Origin of the sequence: Klebsiella sp. 64, assembly GCF_018223915.1 — a bacterium.
Classification (GTDB): Bacteria; Pseudomonadota; Gammaproteobacteria; order Enterobacterales; family Enterobacteriaceae; genus Klebsiella; species Klebsiella pneumoniae.
Genome location: NZ_JAGRQZ010000018.1, coordinates 188,286 through 202,351 on the forward strand (window position 1 = coordinate 188,286; position 14,066 = coordinate 202,351).

The 14,066-nt window shown below is 54.3% G+C and carries 21 protein-coding genes and 1 pseudogene; 4 read left to right on the top strand and 18 right to left on the bottom strand.

Annotated elements, in window-relative coordinates; genetic code table 11:
- Positions 1–117: 117 nt before the first annotated feature.
- Positions 118–1,083 carry a glucokinase gene (gene glk, locus KHQ23_RS14285; RefSeq protein ID WP_002913377.1) on the top strand — a complete coding sequence of 322 codons (966 nt, stop codon included), beginning with the start codon at positions 118–120 and terminating at the stop codon, positions 1,081–1,083.
- Between the two features lie 53 nt (positions 1,084–1,136).
- Here the strand turns inward: glk and KHQ23_RS14290 are convergent, their stop codons facing one another.
- Together KHQ23_RS14290 and KHQ23_RS14295 are read right to left on the bottom strand one after the other, a co-directional pair.
- Positions 1,137–1,874, bottom strand: coding sequence for a LytTR family DNA-binding domain-containing protein (locus tag KHQ23_RS14290; RefSeq protein WP_002913374.1), 738 nt, complete (start codon positions 1,872–1,874; stop codon positions 1,137–1,139).
- A gap of 11 nt (positions 1,875–1,885) precedes the next feature.
- On the bottom strand, positions 1,886–3,583 hold the full coding sequence (locus KHQ23_RS14295; protein ID WP_004149230.1) for a sensor histidine kinase: 1,698 nt from the start codon (positions 3,581–3,583) through the stop codon (positions 1,886–1,888).
- Here KHQ23_RS14295 and KHQ23_RS14300 point away from each other — a divergent pair.
- Positions 3,582–3,695: a hypothetical protein gene (locus tag KHQ23_RS14300; RefSeq protein ID WP_032415287.1), complete on the top strand. Its 114-nt coding sequence runs from the start codon at positions 3,582–3,584 to the stop codon at positions 3,693–3,695. The genes KHQ23_RS14295 and KHQ23_RS14300 overlap by 2 nt on opposite strands.
- Here KHQ23_RS14300 and KHQ23_RS14305 read toward each other — a convergent pair.
- Positions 3,692–3,877, bottom strand: a complete 186-nt coding sequence (locus KHQ23_RS14305) for a phytanoyl-CoA dioxygenase (protein ID WP_032421610.1) — start codon at positions 3,875–3,877, stop codon at positions 3,692–3,694. The two genes, KHQ23_RS14300 and KHQ23_RS14305, sit on opposite strands and share 4 nt — an antisense overlap.
- A gap of 88 nt (positions 3,878–3,965) precedes the next feature.
- Here KHQ23_RS14305 and alaC point away from each other — a divergent pair, with 88 nt between their 5' ends.
- The gene (alaC, locus tag KHQ23_RS14310) at positions 3,966–5,180 is read left to right on the top strand and encodes an alanine transaminase (RefSeq protein WP_002913372.1); all 1,215 of its coding nucleotides are present in this window, start codon (positions 3,966–3,968) and stop codon (positions 5,178–5,180) included.
- Between the two features lie 70 nt (positions 5,181–5,250).
- Here alaC and ypdK read toward each other — a convergent pair whose 3' ends face one another.
- The 3 genes from ypdK to KHQ23_RS14325 all read right to left on the bottom strand — a co-directional run bounded on the left by ypdK (position 5,251) and on the right by KHQ23_RS14325 (position 7,312).
- Positions 5,251–5,322 (bottom strand): membrane protein YpdK, encoded by a 72-nt coding sequence (gene ypdK, locus KHQ23_RS14315; protein ID WP_099119320.1) that lies wholly within the window; start codon positions 5,320–5,322, stop codon positions 5,251–5,253.
- A 338-nt stretch (positions 5,323–5,660) separates the two neighbouring features.
- Positions 5,661–6,857, bottom strand: a complete 1,197-nt coding sequence (locus KHQ23_RS14320) for a CynX/NimT family MFS transporter (RefSeq protein WP_023313459.1) — start codon at positions 6,855–6,857, stop codon at positions 5,661–5,663.
- Positions 6,854–7,312 carry a nucleoside deaminase gene (locus KHQ23_RS14325; RefSeq protein WP_009486224.1) on the bottom strand — a complete coding sequence of 153 codons (459 nt, stop codon included), beginning with the start codon at positions 7,310–7,312 and terminating at the stop codon, positions 6,854–6,856. The genes KHQ23_RS14320 and KHQ23_RS14325 overlap by 4 nt, the downstream gene beginning before the upstream one ends.
- A 132-nt stretch (positions 7,313–7,444) precedes the next feature.
- Between KHQ23_RS14325 and cynR the strand changes: the two genes are divergently transcribed.
- A complete protein-coding gene (cynR, locus tag KHQ23_RS14330; protein ID WP_004149227.1) occupies positions 7,445–8,353 on the top strand; it encodes a transcriptional regulator CynR in 909 nt (302 codons plus the stop codon).
- A gap of 9 nt (positions 8,354–8,362) precedes the next feature.
- On the opposite strand, the gene KHQ23_RS14335 is transcribed toward cynR, so the two are convergent.
- From KHQ23_RS14335 to gamL, 12 genes and pseudogenes are all read right to left on the bottom strand, one after another.
- Positions 8,363–9,244, bottom strand: a complete 882-nt coding sequence (locus KHQ23_RS14335) for a hypothetical protein (RefSeq protein WP_023313458.1) — start codon at positions 9,242–9,244, stop codon at positions 8,363–8,365.
- Positions 9,245–9,611: 367 nt separating this feature from the next.
- Positions 9,612–10,094 (bottom strand): WbuC family cupin fold metalloprotein, encoded by a 483-nt coding sequence (locus tag KHQ23_RS14340; protein WP_004174945.1) that lies wholly within the window; start codon positions 10,092–10,094, stop codon positions 9,612–9,614.
- A 336-nt stretch (positions 10,095–10,430) separates the two neighbouring features.
- On the bottom strand, positions 10,431–10,631 hold the full coding sequence (locus KHQ23_RS14345) for an AlpA family transcriptional regulator (protein WP_023301637.1): 201 nt from the start codon (positions 10,629–10,631) through the stop codon (positions 10,431–10,433).
- Positions 10,628–10,864: a TraR/DksA family transcriptional regulator gene (locus KHQ23_RS14350; RefSeq protein WP_211776910.1), complete on the bottom strand. Its 237-nt coding sequence runs from the start codon at positions 10,862–10,864 to the stop codon at positions 10,628–10,630. Before KHQ23_RS14350 ends, KHQ23_RS14345 begins: the two co-directional genes overlap by 4 nt.
- Entirely contained in the window at positions 10,861–11,088 is a 228-nt protein-coding gene (locus KHQ23_RS14355; RefSeq protein ID WP_211776909.1) for a hypothetical protein, read from the bottom strand. Before KHQ23_RS14355 ends, KHQ23_RS14350 begins: the two co-directional genes overlap by 4 nt.
- A complete protein-coding gene (locus KHQ23_RS14360; protein ID WP_096903563.1) occupies positions 11,085–11,309 on the bottom strand; it encodes a hypothetical protein in 225 nt (74 codons plus the stop codon). Before KHQ23_RS14360 ends, KHQ23_RS14355 begins: the two co-directional genes overlap by 4 nt.
- Positions 11,306–11,578: a DUF5405 family protein gene (locus tag KHQ23_RS14365; protein ID WP_049195670.1), complete on the bottom strand. Its 273-nt coding sequence runs from the start codon at positions 11,576–11,578 to the stop codon at positions 11,306–11,308. Before KHQ23_RS14365 ends, KHQ23_RS14360 begins: the two co-directional genes overlap by 4 nt.
- A pseudogene (locus KHQ23_RS26310) lies at positions 11,575–11,795 on the bottom strand (hypothetical protein). The gene KHQ23_RS14365 and the pseudogene KHQ23_RS26310 overlap by 4 nt, the downstream one beginning before the upstream one ends.
- Complete coding sequence (locus KHQ23_RS14370; protein ID WP_064392100.1) at positions 11,792–12,319, bottom strand: phage N-6-adenine-methyltransferase; 528 nt, start codon at positions 12,317–12,319, stop codon at positions 11,792–11,794. The pseudogene KHQ23_RS26310 and the gene KHQ23_RS14370 overlap by 4 nt, the downstream one beginning before the upstream one ends.
- Before the next feature lie 28 nt (positions 12,320–12,347).
- The gene (locus tag KHQ23_RS14375) at positions 12,348–12,971 is read right to left on the bottom strand and encodes a lambda exonuclease family protein (protein WP_048328006.1); all 624 of its coding nucleotides are present in this window, start codon (positions 12,969–12,971) and stop codon (positions 12,348–12,350) included.
- The gene (gene bet / locus KHQ23_RS14380; protein WP_008807812.1) at positions 12,968–13,714 is read right to left on the bottom strand and encodes a phage recombination protein Bet; all 747 of its coding nucleotides are present in this window, start codon (positions 13,712–13,714) and stop codon (positions 12,968–12,970) included. The genes KHQ23_RS14375 and bet overlap by 4 nt, the downstream gene beginning before the upstream one ends.
- 16 nt (positions 13,715–13,730) lie before the next feature.
- The gene (gene gamL, locus KHQ23_RS14385; RefSeq protein WP_060578944.1) at positions 13,731–14,015 is read right to left on the bottom strand and encodes a host nuclease inhibitor GamL; all 285 of its coding nucleotides are present in this window, start codon (positions 14,013–14,015) and stop codon (positions 13,731–13,733) included.
- Positions 14,016–14,066: the final 51 nt, after the last annotated feature.

Genomic DNA, 14,066 nt, shown 5'->3' on the forward strand with positions numbered 1-14,066 from the left:
AAATGTGACCTGTGTCGCTAAACAAGGGGCGTCTGCGCGTTGGACGTTGTTGTTAAGCCGCCATGAATTTACAGTGTGCCAAAAGATTTATTTTGACTTTAGCGGAGCCGTAACGGAATGACAAAATTTGCTTTAGTAGGAGATGTCGGGGGGACCAACGCCCGCCTGGCGCTATGTGATCTGGCGAGTGGAGAGATCTCTCGCGCAAAGACCTATTCCGGGCTCGATTACCCCAGTCTGGAGGCAGTGGTGCGCGTCTACCTCGAGGAGCACCAGGTAACGGTCAACGAAGGTTGTATCGCCATCGCATGCCCGATTACCGGCGACTGGGTGGCGATGACCAACCATACCTGGGCTTTCTCTATCGCCGAAATGAAGCGCAACCTCGGCTTTGCCCATCTGGAGATAATTAACGATTTTACCGCTGTTTCAATGGCCATTCCGATGCTGAAAGCTGAGCACCTTATTCAGTTTGGCGGCAGTGCGCCGGTAGCGGGCAAACCGATCGCCGTTTATGGCGCCGGGACCGGGCTCGGCGTGGCGCATCTGGTCCACGTTGATAAGCGTTGGGTCAGCCTGCCGGGCGAAGGCGGTCATGTTGATTTTGCCCCGAACAGCGAAGAAGAAGGGATCATTCTGGAAGAGCTACGCGCCGAGCTGGGGCATGTTTCCGCAGAACGCGTGCTCTCAGGTCCCGGGCTGGTCAACCTGTATCGCGCGATTGTCAAATCGGACGGCCGACTGCCGGAGAACCTGCAGCCGCGTGAGGTGACCGAGCGAGCGCTGGCGGACAGCTGCACTGACTGTCGTCGGGCGCTGTCGCTGTTCTGCGTCATTATGGGACGCTTCGGCGGTAACCTGGCGCTGACCCTTGGGACGTTTGGCGGGGTGTATATCGCCGGCGGCATCGTGCCGCGCTTCCTGGAGTTCTTTAAAGCCTCTGGTTTCCGCGGCGGTTTTGAAGACAAAGGCCGTTTTAAAGCTTATGTTCAGGATATCCCGGTTTACCTGATTGTGCATGATAACCCAGGCCTGCTGGGCTCCGGCGCGCATCTGCGTCAGACGCTGGGCCAGGTGCTTTAAGCATTCTTCTCCCGGGCTACCGTCGTAGCCCGGATGGCGGTGCTTTCCGCTCTCTACAGATTCATCAACTGGCGAAACTCTTTCACTTTACTGCGACTGACCGGAACCTGAAACTCCAGGTCACGCAGGCGCAGCACATAGGTGTTGTTGAACCACGGCTCAATTTCCCGAATTTTGCTGAGATTTACGCAATACGAGCGGTGGCAGCGGAAGAAATGCGCGGTGGGCAGTTTGCTGCAGAATTCAGTAATGTTCATCGGCATGACGAATGACTCCCGGCGGGTATAGACGAATGTCATCTTTTCATGCGCCTCGGCATAATAAATATCATGAATACTGGTGACGATGATCCGCTCATCTTTGATCAGATTGATGGTGTCGTTTTCCCGTGGCGCCGCGCTGGCTAATCCTGAAGCAGCGTTATTTTGCTGCTGCCAGGCGGTGGTCAGCTTTTGCAGCATATTGATGATGCGCGACTCCTGGTAAGGTTTCAGGATGTAGTCAAATGCTTCCAGCTCAAAGGCTTCCACCGCATGTTCTTTCCACGCGGTGATAAAGACGATAAAAGGTTTATGGGCAAACTGGCTGATGTTTTGCGCCAGCAGAACCCCGTCGAGCGACGGAATATTGATATCGAGAAAGATGGCGTCGACCTTGTTGTGCTGGAGAAATTTCAGCACGTCCAGGCCGTCGTCAAAGCTGCCGACGATCTCCATCTGGCTATGGGTGTTAATAAGCCAGGAGAGCTCCTGCTGGGCCAGAAACTCATCCTCCACAATGATAACTTTCATCTTTTCTCCGCTCATGACAACAGCGACTCCGTCAGCGCCTGCGGCGTAGAGTTATTGGGGACATAAAAGGCGATTTCGGTTCCCGGCGTCAGATTGCGGATATGCAAACCCTCGCCGTAGAGAAGTTTCACCCGATGATGCACATTGAGCAGGCCGATTTTGTTACCCGGCATCTCATCGGCTTCCACGCGGGCAACCACGGCGGGATCGATACCGTTGCCCGTATCGCGAACGCTGATGCGTACCCGATTGCCGCACTCGTTAATGCCGATCGTCACCACGCCTTTGCCTTTACAGGGTTGAATACCGTGAACGATGGCATTTTCCACCAGCGGCTGGATAAGCAGGCTCGGGATCACGCAGCTGACGTCGTCGTCAATATCGTAGATGACCGTCAGCTTGTCGCCGAATCGCGCCTGTTCAATAGCGATATAATCTTTGATCTGATACAGCTCTCGTTTGATATCAATCTGCTCATCGTCTTTTAATTCGATGTTATAGCGCAGGTAGCGCGACAGATTAAAAATGAGCTGGCGCGCGGTGTCCGGATTAAGGCGAATCGAGGAGGAGATCGCGTTCAGCGCATTAAATAAAAAATGCGGGTTAATTTTGCTTTGCAGGGCGCGCAGCTCCGCTTTGTTGGCCATCTCCCGCAACTGTTCGGCGCGGGAGACTTCCAGCTGGGTGGAGATTATTTGCGACAGGCCAATCGCCATCTCCTGCAGCGTCGAAGTGATGCGATGGGCGTGGCAGTAATAGATTTTTAGCGTGCCGGTCACCACCCCTTTTTCCCACAGCGGGATCACCATCAAGGAGTGGATCTCCGGGGTACGGTGGGCTTCGTCATTGTTTTTTATGATGATTTTCCCATAACGAATCGCCTGCCGGGTGGTGGGGCTAATCATATCGTCGTGGCGTTGATAGTTGGCTTCACCGACGCCCACGTAGGCCAGCACGTGCTCGGTATTGGTGATCGCCACCGCGTCGGCGGTAATGTCGCGGCGGATAATCTCGCAAACCTGGCGCAGAGAATCGCTGTTAACGTGTCGAAACAGCGGCAGGGTTTTGTTGGCGATATCGAGCGCCAGTTTCGCCTGCCGCGCCGCGCTGGCCTCCTTTTCCCCTTCAACGCTCTGCACCAGCAGCACGATAAAGCCGATGCAGACGCTGCCGAGGATCATCGGGATACCAATTTTCGAAACAATATCTACGCCGAGACTCAGGGAAGGCGCCCAGACCACCACCAGGATCATGGTCAGAGTTTCACACATCATCCCCGCCAGAATGCCGATTTTCCACCGTTGTTCGCGGGCCACTTTACGATTAATCAACCCCGACAGCAGGCCGGCGACAATGCTGGTGATAAAGCAGGGCACCGCGGTCACGCCGTCGATATCAATCAAATAGCGGTGCACGCCGGCAATCGCCCCGACAATCGCGCCCACCCAGGGACCAAACAGGATCCCACCGGACATCACGGCGATAATGCGCACGTTCACCAGGGACCCCTCAACCGGGACGCCGGACCAGGTACTAAATAGCGCGAACAGCGAGAAAATGGCTGTCACCGCCAGCAGCTCTTTCGGAGTATGGGCCGACTTATGCAACAGTTCGCGGAACAGGCGCAGGCGAATAAGGAAAAAGAGGCAAATAAGCATCAGGGCCGCACGATCATAGACCGCCAGCATCATAGTAAAGATTTCGTGCATGGGTGCGCCGCGTCAGTGGCCAGAAAGGGACATGATAAAAAACCTGACGGCAGAAGACCAGCCGTGGAACCATAAAGCGGAAAAGTTGCACTTTTTAAAGGGGATTAATTAAAAAGCATCGCGATAGCGGCGGTCTTCGCCATTAACGATAATATTCTGTGTTAAGAAAGATATCAGTGTGTTACCACTTTTATACAACCCGGGATTATTCCGCCAATGAACTGCCGCATTTAGCGCAGTCGATACCCGTTTTAGATGCCAGGGAATATTTTTTAACGGGCCTCTCGACAACATGAATTTTTTCAGGTTATTTTCTAAACGAGCCGCAACAGCGGCAGCGTCGCTCGGACGGTCCGGGCGCTAACGTTAATTAGAGGAACCTATGGCTGAATCCAGTCCTGAACGCCGTTTTACGCGTATCGATCGTCTCCCTCCGTACGTTTTTAACATTACTGCTGAACTGAAAATGGCTGCGCGTCGGCGCGGCGAAGATATTATCGATTTCAGTATGGGTAATCCCGATGGCGCGACGCCGCCGCATATCGTGGAAAAACTCTGCACCGTTGCTCAACGGCCTGACACCCATGGTTACTCTACCTCGCGGGGGATCCCGCGCCTGCGTCGCGCCATTTCACGCTGGTATGAAGAACGCTATAACGTCGATATCGATCCGGAATCGGAAGCGATCGTCACCATTGGTTCGAAAGAGGGGCTGGCGCACCTGATGCTGGCGACGCTGGATCATGGCGACACCGTACTGGTGCCGAACCCCAGCTATCCGATTCATATCTATGGTGCGGTAATCGCCGGGGCGCAGGTGCGCTCAGTGCCGCTGGTGGAAGGGGTGGATTTCTTTAACGAGCTGGAACGCGCCATCCGCGAGAGCTATCCGAAGCCGAAGATGATGATCCTTGGCTTTCCCTCAAATCCGACCGCGCAGTGCGTCGAACTGGATTTCTTTGAAAAGGTTGTCGCTCTGGCGAAGCAGTATGACATTCTGGTCGTCCACGATCTGGCCTATGCCGATATCGTGTATGACGGCTGGAAAGCGCCCTCCATCATGCAGGTGCCCGGCGCGCGGGATGTCGCCGTCGAGTTCTTTACCCTGTCGAAAAGCTATAACATGGCCGGCTGGCGCATTGGCTTTATGGTGGGTAATAAGACTTTGGTGAATGCCCTCGCTCGTATCAAAAGCTATCATGACTACGGGACTTTTACTCCGCTGCAGGTGGCGGCGATAGCTGCGCTGGAGGGCGATCAGCAGTGCGTGCGCGATATTGCCGAACAGTATAAGCGCCGTCGCGATGTGCTGGTCAAAGGGCTTCATGAGGCCGGCTGGATGGTGGAGTGTCCGAAAGCGTCTATGTACGTGTGGGCGAAAATACCGGAACCTTACGCCGCCATGGGGTCGCTGGAGTTTGCGAAAAAGCTGCTTAATGAAGCGAAGGTTTGCGTCTCGCCGGGGATTGGCTTTGGCGACTATGGTGATACCCACGTCCGCTTCGCGCTGATCGAGAACCGGGACCGTACGCGCCAGGCGATCCGCGGTATCAAGGCGATGTTCCGCGCGGATGGTCTGCTGGCCTCCGCGAGCTAGCGCTGCGGGCAGCACGGCAAAATAAAAACGGGAGCATGAAGGCTCCCGTTTTTTTTGACACCGCTGCAGTCTAGATCATCAGGGCAAAAGTACCGGCCCAAACGATGACCATAAAAGAGAGGCCCATAAAGAAGTATTTCACGACTCATCACTCCACGCGCTTGTGCGACGTTCAAATGAATTAATTGTTCTGTTTTTCAAGGGCTGTCGCCAGTGTAACTTCACCCTGCAGCAGCCCGTAATTCTGTGCGTTTAGTGCTCCAGATGGCGCTAATGTACGCCTAAAAAATCAGGGAAACAAGAGGCATTTTTTTATTAATTTTTAGTTACTTACGAGTGTCGTGATTCGGCGACACATTAATTTCACAGGGTAATAAATTTAGCGCCAGCGACGCGAAGGAAACGGGTTTTAGCGATGGGGCGGGCGGAGAAGGCCAACGAGAGCGCGCGGCATTATCTTTGCCACGCGCCGCCGTCGGTTCAGGGCAGGTCTGAGGCGCGCTGTCGCCACTCGGCCGGGTAGTGTGCCGGGATAAAGCGCAGCGTCAGCGCCATGAGTAGCAGGACGCAGATCGCATGCCAGGACCAGTCAAGCGTGTAGTTCCCGCTCAGGCTACGCAGCAGGCCGGAAAGCCAGGGCGACAGACCGGCGATGATAAATCCGATCCCCTGCATAAAGGCTACCAGCCTGCCGGCCACTGCCGGTTGTCCGGCGTGATCCAGCGCCAGCACCAGGCACAGAGGAAACGCGCCGCCCAACCCCACGCCGCAGGCAATGGCCCAGAGCGCAGAGAAATGCTCTGGCAGCCAGATAAAGCCGCAGAAGCCAATCAGCTGTAGCGCCAGCGCTAGCAGAAGAAGCTGGCGCCGATCCTCCTGGCGAGCCAGCGCCGGGAGCAGCAGCGCGCCGGCGGTTTGCCCGACGGTCAGCAGCGCCAGCAGCGAACCGCTGTACTGGGCGCTGTCGCCTAGCTGGATGTAGTAAGGAGGCAGCCAGGCGATCAGGCTGGCGTAACCGGCATTGATCAGTCCGAAATAGAGTCCCAGCGTCCAGGCGCGGCGCTGGCCAATAATCGCGACCCGGGGGGAAGCGCTGGCCTGATGCGGTGCGCGAGGCAATTGCCGACAAATCGCCAGCCAGCTGAACAGAGCCAGGAGCGCAGGGAGCGCCCACCAGGCTAGCGCATCATGCCAGGCCGCGCTATGTGACGCCAGCCATGGGGTGAACGCGGCGCCTAACCCGCCGCCGCCCATCAGCGCCGCTGACCATAGTCCCATCACCAGCGGCGTCCGTCGGGGAAAGAGGTGCTTAATTACCGCCGGGATGGCGGCCTGAATAATGCCGATGCCAATTCCTCCGGCCAGAGCGCTGGTGAGCAGTAAGCCACTATTCGGAGCGATTTCCCGCAGCAGGGCGCCTGCCGCGATAATCAGCATACTCAGCGCAATACTGCGCTTTTGACCGATATAGCGATCGACCCAGCCAGCGGCCAGCGCCAGCACCCCCATCGCGATCACCGGCAGCGCGGTCAGGAGTGCGGCCAGGGTATAGCTCATGCCGCTGGCTGCGCGGATGTCCGGCAGCAAAGGACCAATGGAGGTAAGCAGCGGCCGCATATTGATCCCAGTCAGTACCAGGACTGCCAGCGTCAGGTTCTGTCGCAGCGCTGGTGTCATGACTGCCGTTCCGCCCAGCGCTGATAAAGTTCAGTTCCCTCCGGCTGCGGGCGATGATGGATCGGCAGCGTTTGCTGGGCCAGCGGCTGCTGCAGCTGCTGATAAATCGCGGCGGTCGAGAGCTGAAAAGGCTCCCCGTCCTGATTGCTATTGGCGAAAAACACTTCCCGCACGCCGGTTAAATAGAGCGCGCTCAGGCACATAGGGCAAGGTTGTCCGCTGGCATAGATGACGCATTCGCGCAACACCGCGCTTCCCAGTCTGGCGGCAAGATCGCGAACGGCGTTCAGTTCGGCATGCGCCGTTGGGTCACCGCTCAGATGAAAGGTATTGACGCTTTCAGCGACAATCTCATCATTCCGCACCAGCACGGCGCCGAAGGGGCGCCCACCGTCAGCAATGTTTTGTTTTGCCAGCACTAATGCGCGCTGAAGATAACGATCGTGAGCGGACATAGTCACTCCTGCATAAAACGATGTTAAAGGTGAAATATGTTGAGGGTCGTGCGAAGAGGGTACGTCTCTTGTTTCATAAGTTAAAAGACTTATTTATGATAATGCCTATTGGAATTTCTTATAGGTGGGCCGATGCTTCTGCGCCAACTTTCCTACTTTATCGCTGTGGCTGAACATTGTGGCTTTTCCCGCGCCGCCGCGGCGCTGCATGTCTCCCAGCCTGCGCTGTCACAGCAGATACGCCAGCTGGAAGCGATGCTGGAGGTTCAGCTTTTCGACCGCTCTGGCCGACGTATTCGCCTGACCGATGCTGGAGAGATCTGGCTGGAGTATGCCCGTCGCGCGTTACGCGAGCTTGAGGAAGGTCGGCGCGCCTTGCATGACGCAGAAGATCTCCAGCACGGTAAACTCCGCATTGCTATGACGCCAACTTTCACTACCTATATGCTGGGCCCGCTGATGGAGGCGTACTACCGACGCTATCCTGGAGTAAAAGTGCTTATCCAGGAGATGAACCAGGAGCGGATGGAGGCGATGCTGCTGGAGGATGAACTGGATGTGGGGATTGCCTTTGACGACAGCCGGTCACAGGAAATTGTGGTTCAGCCGCTGCTGACGGAAACGCTTGCGCTGGTGGTGAGCCGTGCGCATCCGCTGGCAGGAGAGCGCGACTTGCAACTGCAGGCTCTCGACGCCCAGCCGCTAATTTTACTGAGCAGCGAGTTTGCTACCCGCGAGCAGATTGATCGTTATTGCCGCCTTCATCGGCTCGAACCAGACGTGCGGATGGAGGCCAACTCCATCGGGGCCGTTCTGTCGGTTATTCGAAGCACAACGTTAGCAACGCTGCTGCCGGCGGCGATCGCCGGACAGTTTGATGATGTGGTGGCGATTGAGCTAAGACCTGCGCTGCTGCAGCGCACGGCCTGTTTATTGCAGCGGCAGGGCGCCTGGCAGAGCGCCGCAGCGCGCGAATTCATCACCCTGGCCCGAGAGAACGCGATAACGATTGAGCAGGAAAACCGCCAGTCCCTTGCCTGAAGGACTACGTTACTCGCCGGCGAACTGCGACTCACGGCTGGCTTCGCTGCCGATATCGCCTTCATCGGGCTGGGCATTCTCTATAAGCATGCCTTCTTCCTTAAGCCTTTTCAGCACGTGATGAAAGAGCTGAGTCTTGTCTGGCTCAGCCATACTCTGCAACTTCTCATTAAATACAGTATGGGACTGAACAAGATAATGGATAAATTCCAGCAATACCTCACTTTGCGGCAGGACGGTTAATTCCTGCTGGATGTAACGGGTTTGATCCAGTAGCGGATTTTTCGTCACGTCCATAGGCCGGGCGCTAATACTGTGGGCGTATATTTTCTCAATGGCCTGGCTGGTGATATAGATGCGGTTCAATGATATCGAGGGGCGTTCGTCTTCCTCTGGAATGAAATGACAATAAACAAATGGTTTATCCGGCAGCATCATGCTGAGGCGGTTTTCGAAAAGAATATCATCTGGCGCCTCCAGCAGCGCCATTAGGTTCCGACAGTGTGGATGCCAGAGCCCTGAAGCAAATACCTTTACGTTGAACTGGGTTACCGTATTTCCGCGCAGGGTTTCCATCGTCGGAATATCGCCTTCAAGCCGCAGAATGCTGCGGATATGGGAGTGATGCGACCAGACTGTTTCTCCTGCCTCGACTGAGGTAAATGGATTAAACGCGCTGGTTACCTCTTTTTCCTGATGGGAGAGGACGGCGATTTTTAATATTCCCGGCGTTGGGTTAAGCTTAAGACATAGATTGATTGCGCCTATATCATGCCAGTGAAGAATGTCTTCCAGTTCGCAGTTTAATAATTTTTGCGCCCGCGCCAGAGAGCAATACTCCATTGGCGGTAAATTATTTAGCTTCCAGATATTCCGTTCTGTAATATTCATAAGAATTGTATGTCGATGAAAAAATAAATCGCCATGGTGAGCAAAAGCATCAATGACAATGATTTATTTTTTCTGCTGACTTCCTTTACCTGATTAACAAAATCCATTCACATTGAGAATAATATATCGATAAATTGGCTGTTTTTATTGTTTTGCTGCCGCATATTTACTCTTTCCCGTTATCTTATCATCTCTTATTCGTAGAGAAAAATAGTTTGCTGAATATAAGCGTTTCTTCCTGTTTAGCAGCAATATTTAAGGTGAGTATGAGCGGAGCACGAAAAAAGGGACGGTCAATTTGGCAAACTTTGTGGTCGGCAGGAAGTATCAAACAGACGCCTGCGGCGCCTGTCGAAGCTACCTGTAGTTATTGCGGCATAGACAGGAAGCGGTCACCCGGTTGCGCGATGGCATACCAGGCCATCATTTCGGCAGTGCCTGGCTGGCCTTCAGCAGGCGCCCAGGCCATAGTGTCCATTTCGGCAAGCGGTTGATAAGCGCCTTGTTTGACTTCAAATACCATGCCGCCTGCGTCGAGCGAGAGCACCGTATGCCAGGTGCCAGCCTCCATTTCCAGCGCCGTACAGGTTTCACCCAGCACCACCCGGTTGGTGACCACGCCGTGGTCATCAAAATTCAGCACCACAAATCGGCCTTTCAGCGGCAGTAAAAGTTCGAAAGTATGCCTGTGCCGGTGGGGGCGGATATAGGTGCCGGGTTCCATGGCGATGGCCAGACGCTGTATCGGGTCGCTTAGTTCGGGATGAAAATTGCGATGGGCACGCAGGCGCGGAGCACTGGCTGCCGCTTCGCTCTGCTGCTGCATATCGCTGAGGGTGATCTGTTTCATATCAACGCCTGGCTCCTGTATCGTCCAGAGAAGGTTGTAAAAGGTCGCGGCTAGTGACTGAAAAATTCAGAAGGTATTGTACGCAGAAATGCGCGTTGCTGTCGGTTTATTGTGTGCGTGATCGACAAAGACACGTTCCTTTCTGGCAGGACTAACCATACTGAAATCGTTGGCTAATTATGATTACGAGAAGAATACGTTCTGGCTGGCGTTTAGGTCATCGTGGTGAATGGCGGGCAACTTTTATATGGTGTCCCCTGCATACATCTAACCTGATATGCAGGGGATTGAAATGGATGATGTTTTTTACGTGTGAAAAATATTTTACTCGTTGCTTTACCCATCGGAGCGGGACAGGAGCTTTTCTCTGAATTTGCAGTGGTCACTATATAACCACCTCGCTCTGCCGTGGATGAGTTTGGCTTTGGGGAGATCGCCGGACTTAATCCGGTCGTATATGAAGGTTTTTCCAAAGCCAGTATCCGCCATGATGAATTTCAGATCAACAAGGCTATCTGGTTGCATCTCATGTTTCATCTTCCACCTCTCGTTAAAGCCAAATGCTTGCCACGTTCTTCAAACTCTTCCTGACAGTCAGCGCAGCGCTGGCATCCCGCCACCAGTTCCCGGCGCCGCTCGGGTATCTCTTCCCCGCAGTCGCGGCAGTGAGTAGCTGAGACTGCCGCATGGTTGATGCGCATGTTCTGGATGGTCATTTCCAGCCGGCGCTCTGCCAGCTCGTTGTCCTGATCGATGAGTTCTGCGCTCATAACTTCACCCATCCTTTACCTTTCACATGGGCAATCACCCCCAATTTACGCAAGGCCTGTAATCGGCGGTCGAGGATGCGGAACGACTCTTTTTTATCTCCTTCATCCTTCGCTATATCGACGCACTCAGCCCCTACGTCACCAGAGAACAGGCGGCTAAACGGAGAAGGCGTCTCGCTAAGCTTGCTCATTATCGAGATATCAAGATTTACGTATTTGCTCATGCTGCACCTGCCTTGTCTTCATCCATTTTCCAGGCCGTGGCGAGAGCGCCAGCCACCTGGTGGAAGCTATGTTTTACTGCCACCTTCCCATGGTTGCCGGCTGGCGAAACCAGTTCGATTGTGGTCAGCTCTCCGCCGCTTGCAACGTCTGGGTAAAACTGCGCAACGTCGTTGGTTTCGACGATCACAGACCCAGATGGGGTATACATTTTCAACCTCATGATTCCATCGCCTTACTCAGTTTCTCGCCGAGCGCAAAGATGTAGTCGCGTAATTCTTCCAGTGACTGAGCTTCTGACTGAAGAATCTCCCGGTGGCATAACTCCTTCACCAGGTGCTCAAACTTGCTGTAGTAGCCGAGTCGAGCCAGCGTTTCCTGACCGGCGTTCTTACCATCCTTAATGATGCGTTTCTCGTTCAGGATGAGGTCATGCGTTGACCCTGTGACGACGTATTTATCACCGAGTTCGATGTGTAGGTTTTTGCTCATGACTCCACTCCATACCGCCCATTCATGCGGCCAATAACACTGACAAATTTCACCAGGCTGACACCCATCGGCTTTACCTTCTCGTAGTGCTTGCGAAGGATGGGGGGCATACAGCGTTCCACTTCGGTTTAGGCTTTACGCTCATCGCTTTGGTTATCTCTTCTGCGCAGCGACGAGCCTGGGCGCGGAGAGCGTTTTCTTTTTCTTCTGGCGTCATGCAGCCTCCAGATTCCCGATCCGCTTTAACTCAGCCAGCGATACGGTCGTGATGATGTGTCGCGGGGTGATGTACGGGCGCCAAATAAACAGGAGCGAGCCTTTTGGGTTGCTCTGGCGCTTTCCTGTAACGGATGCCGGAACAAACTGAACACGGCCGCCGGTTATGAGTCTGAGTTCATCAGCTGATTGCATGGCTGAAATAAACCAGCCAGTAGAGATGTCAGCCGGTAGCAACATCACTACGGCCTGAGACTGCGCCCGGGATTGCTCAGCAGCCTTTTCTACCCACGGGCCGATATCGGAATAGGGCGGGTTACACCATATCGCCCCGCATGACGTCCATTCGCTGTTCAGCGAGTCATCCAGCTCAGTGAGGTAGTGAGCGCATAGCGCATTACTCTCAGAGGCTGCAGCATCCAGCCAGAAGCCAAACTCGCGGTCGAGCGCGTTGAAAATTTCAATCGGCGTTTGCCAGTAGTCACGTTCATTTTTTGGAGTTTTCGATCCGCCATAATCAGTCATTGCGCACCTCTTTTCGTGTCTGCCTTTCTCATGCGGCATGGTCGTGGTTTTTTATGCTGGAAATTTCTTTCTCCAGCTCTTCCAGGAACTTTTTCACTTCGGACTCAATCTCATTTGCCAGTGCTTCGTCGAAGTGAATGCGCTTTTTGAAATAGGCGAGGTCTGGCGGTAGACGATCGTCGAAACTAACGAAATCACACCATTTACGCCCTGTGCACATCATCTGAGCGTGCATCTGCAGCAGGTATTGGCGTTTTGGCTCGCCAGTTTTTAAGGTCTCAAGATGAGTCCAGGTGTTGGGGCACTTAATTTCGATAAGCCCATCACCATTAACAAGCCCATCAGGACTTGCTGCGAATCCTGGTATAGTTGGGTGATCGATAAGCCCCACCTCAGTGATTTCGGCATCGAACTCATTCAGTGCATACATTTCGCGCGCTACCGGCTCGAGTTCTGTTCCGCGCATCATTGCGGCATTGGAGAAACCTTCTTCAAGCTTCCCGGTGAGGCGTTGGCAAATCAGCTCGGCCATGTAGTTCTGTCGGCTTGCTGCATAGCCAGACTTGGTTCTGGCCATGACGTCAGCAAGGCGGCTAGCTGTGACTTTTCCGCAGCGAGCGGCAAACCATTCTGGGGTGCGCTGTTCCATCATTTATCCTCCGGCGCTGCGGCATCGACAGGTTCTGCGTTGTCGACTGCAAGGCTCATGTCATACATGCGGCGCTTCTCAACCGCGCCGATAACCTGTTTCTCTTCTGCGCTCAACGCCACCCAGAATTCCTGATACTTAACGGTTCCAAGGCGCGCGGCAGACTCACCTTTTGCGATAAGTTCCGGGCGGCGGCCATCCGATTCATGCCCTACATGAACCTCTGTCGTACTCCCTTCAATGACACGTTCGGCTTCGTCCTGATCGAAGATGCCAGCAAACCCGAATGCGAGACGCGCACACTGGATCAGCGTCTTGTGACGAAGCATGCGGGTAGGGTGGGACTGCCATGGCTGAGTATTGCGCTTGCACTCTCCCATGTACTCAGTAACGATGGTCGGGTGTGTGCGGTCTTTCCGGTATATCTTGCAGGTACACGCGCCTTCCTCCTTGTCGTAGGCAAACTCCATTCCATCAAACTGAGGATGTTCGTTGATAATTCGAGCCCAGCCGTCAACGCCGACCACTGGAACAATTCCGCCTTTATCCGGGAATGCATAAATCTCTTTCGTCCACGGGTTCAGTCCGTACTGGTTGGCGACGATCAGCAGTGCCGTGAACTGCTCATCAGTGACATTCCCACCCTTAAATGCAGTATTTTTCAGCGTGTTCATCAGGTCAGTTCCGGCATCCATGCCGAGGCGGGAGGCAAGCTTCCCGGCCATTGTAGAAAGTGCTGTGCTCATAGAATTCCCCTCAAAGTTAAAACGGGCAGCCGGTGCGGTGATCCCAGTCGTATTCCGCCTGGGCGTAAGCTACTGCCGAAATGAGATCGTTATATGCCTCGCCAGCTGCATCGCTGCGGAGGCCTTCGTATGGGCTTTTGTCCATAGGTACAGAGAAGCGGAACAGGCCTGACGGCTCTTTCGGCAGGGAGTCGATAATTTCCTGCGCCCGATCGTCAATCCACTTTTGCTTCTCTTCGGTGAGCGACTGTTCAGCCCACTTACGCTCTTCGATCACGTCATATGCGCGGTATGCGTTCATAGCTCGCTCCTGAAATTTGGTTGTGAAACGCCCGGCACCGGAATGGCTGCC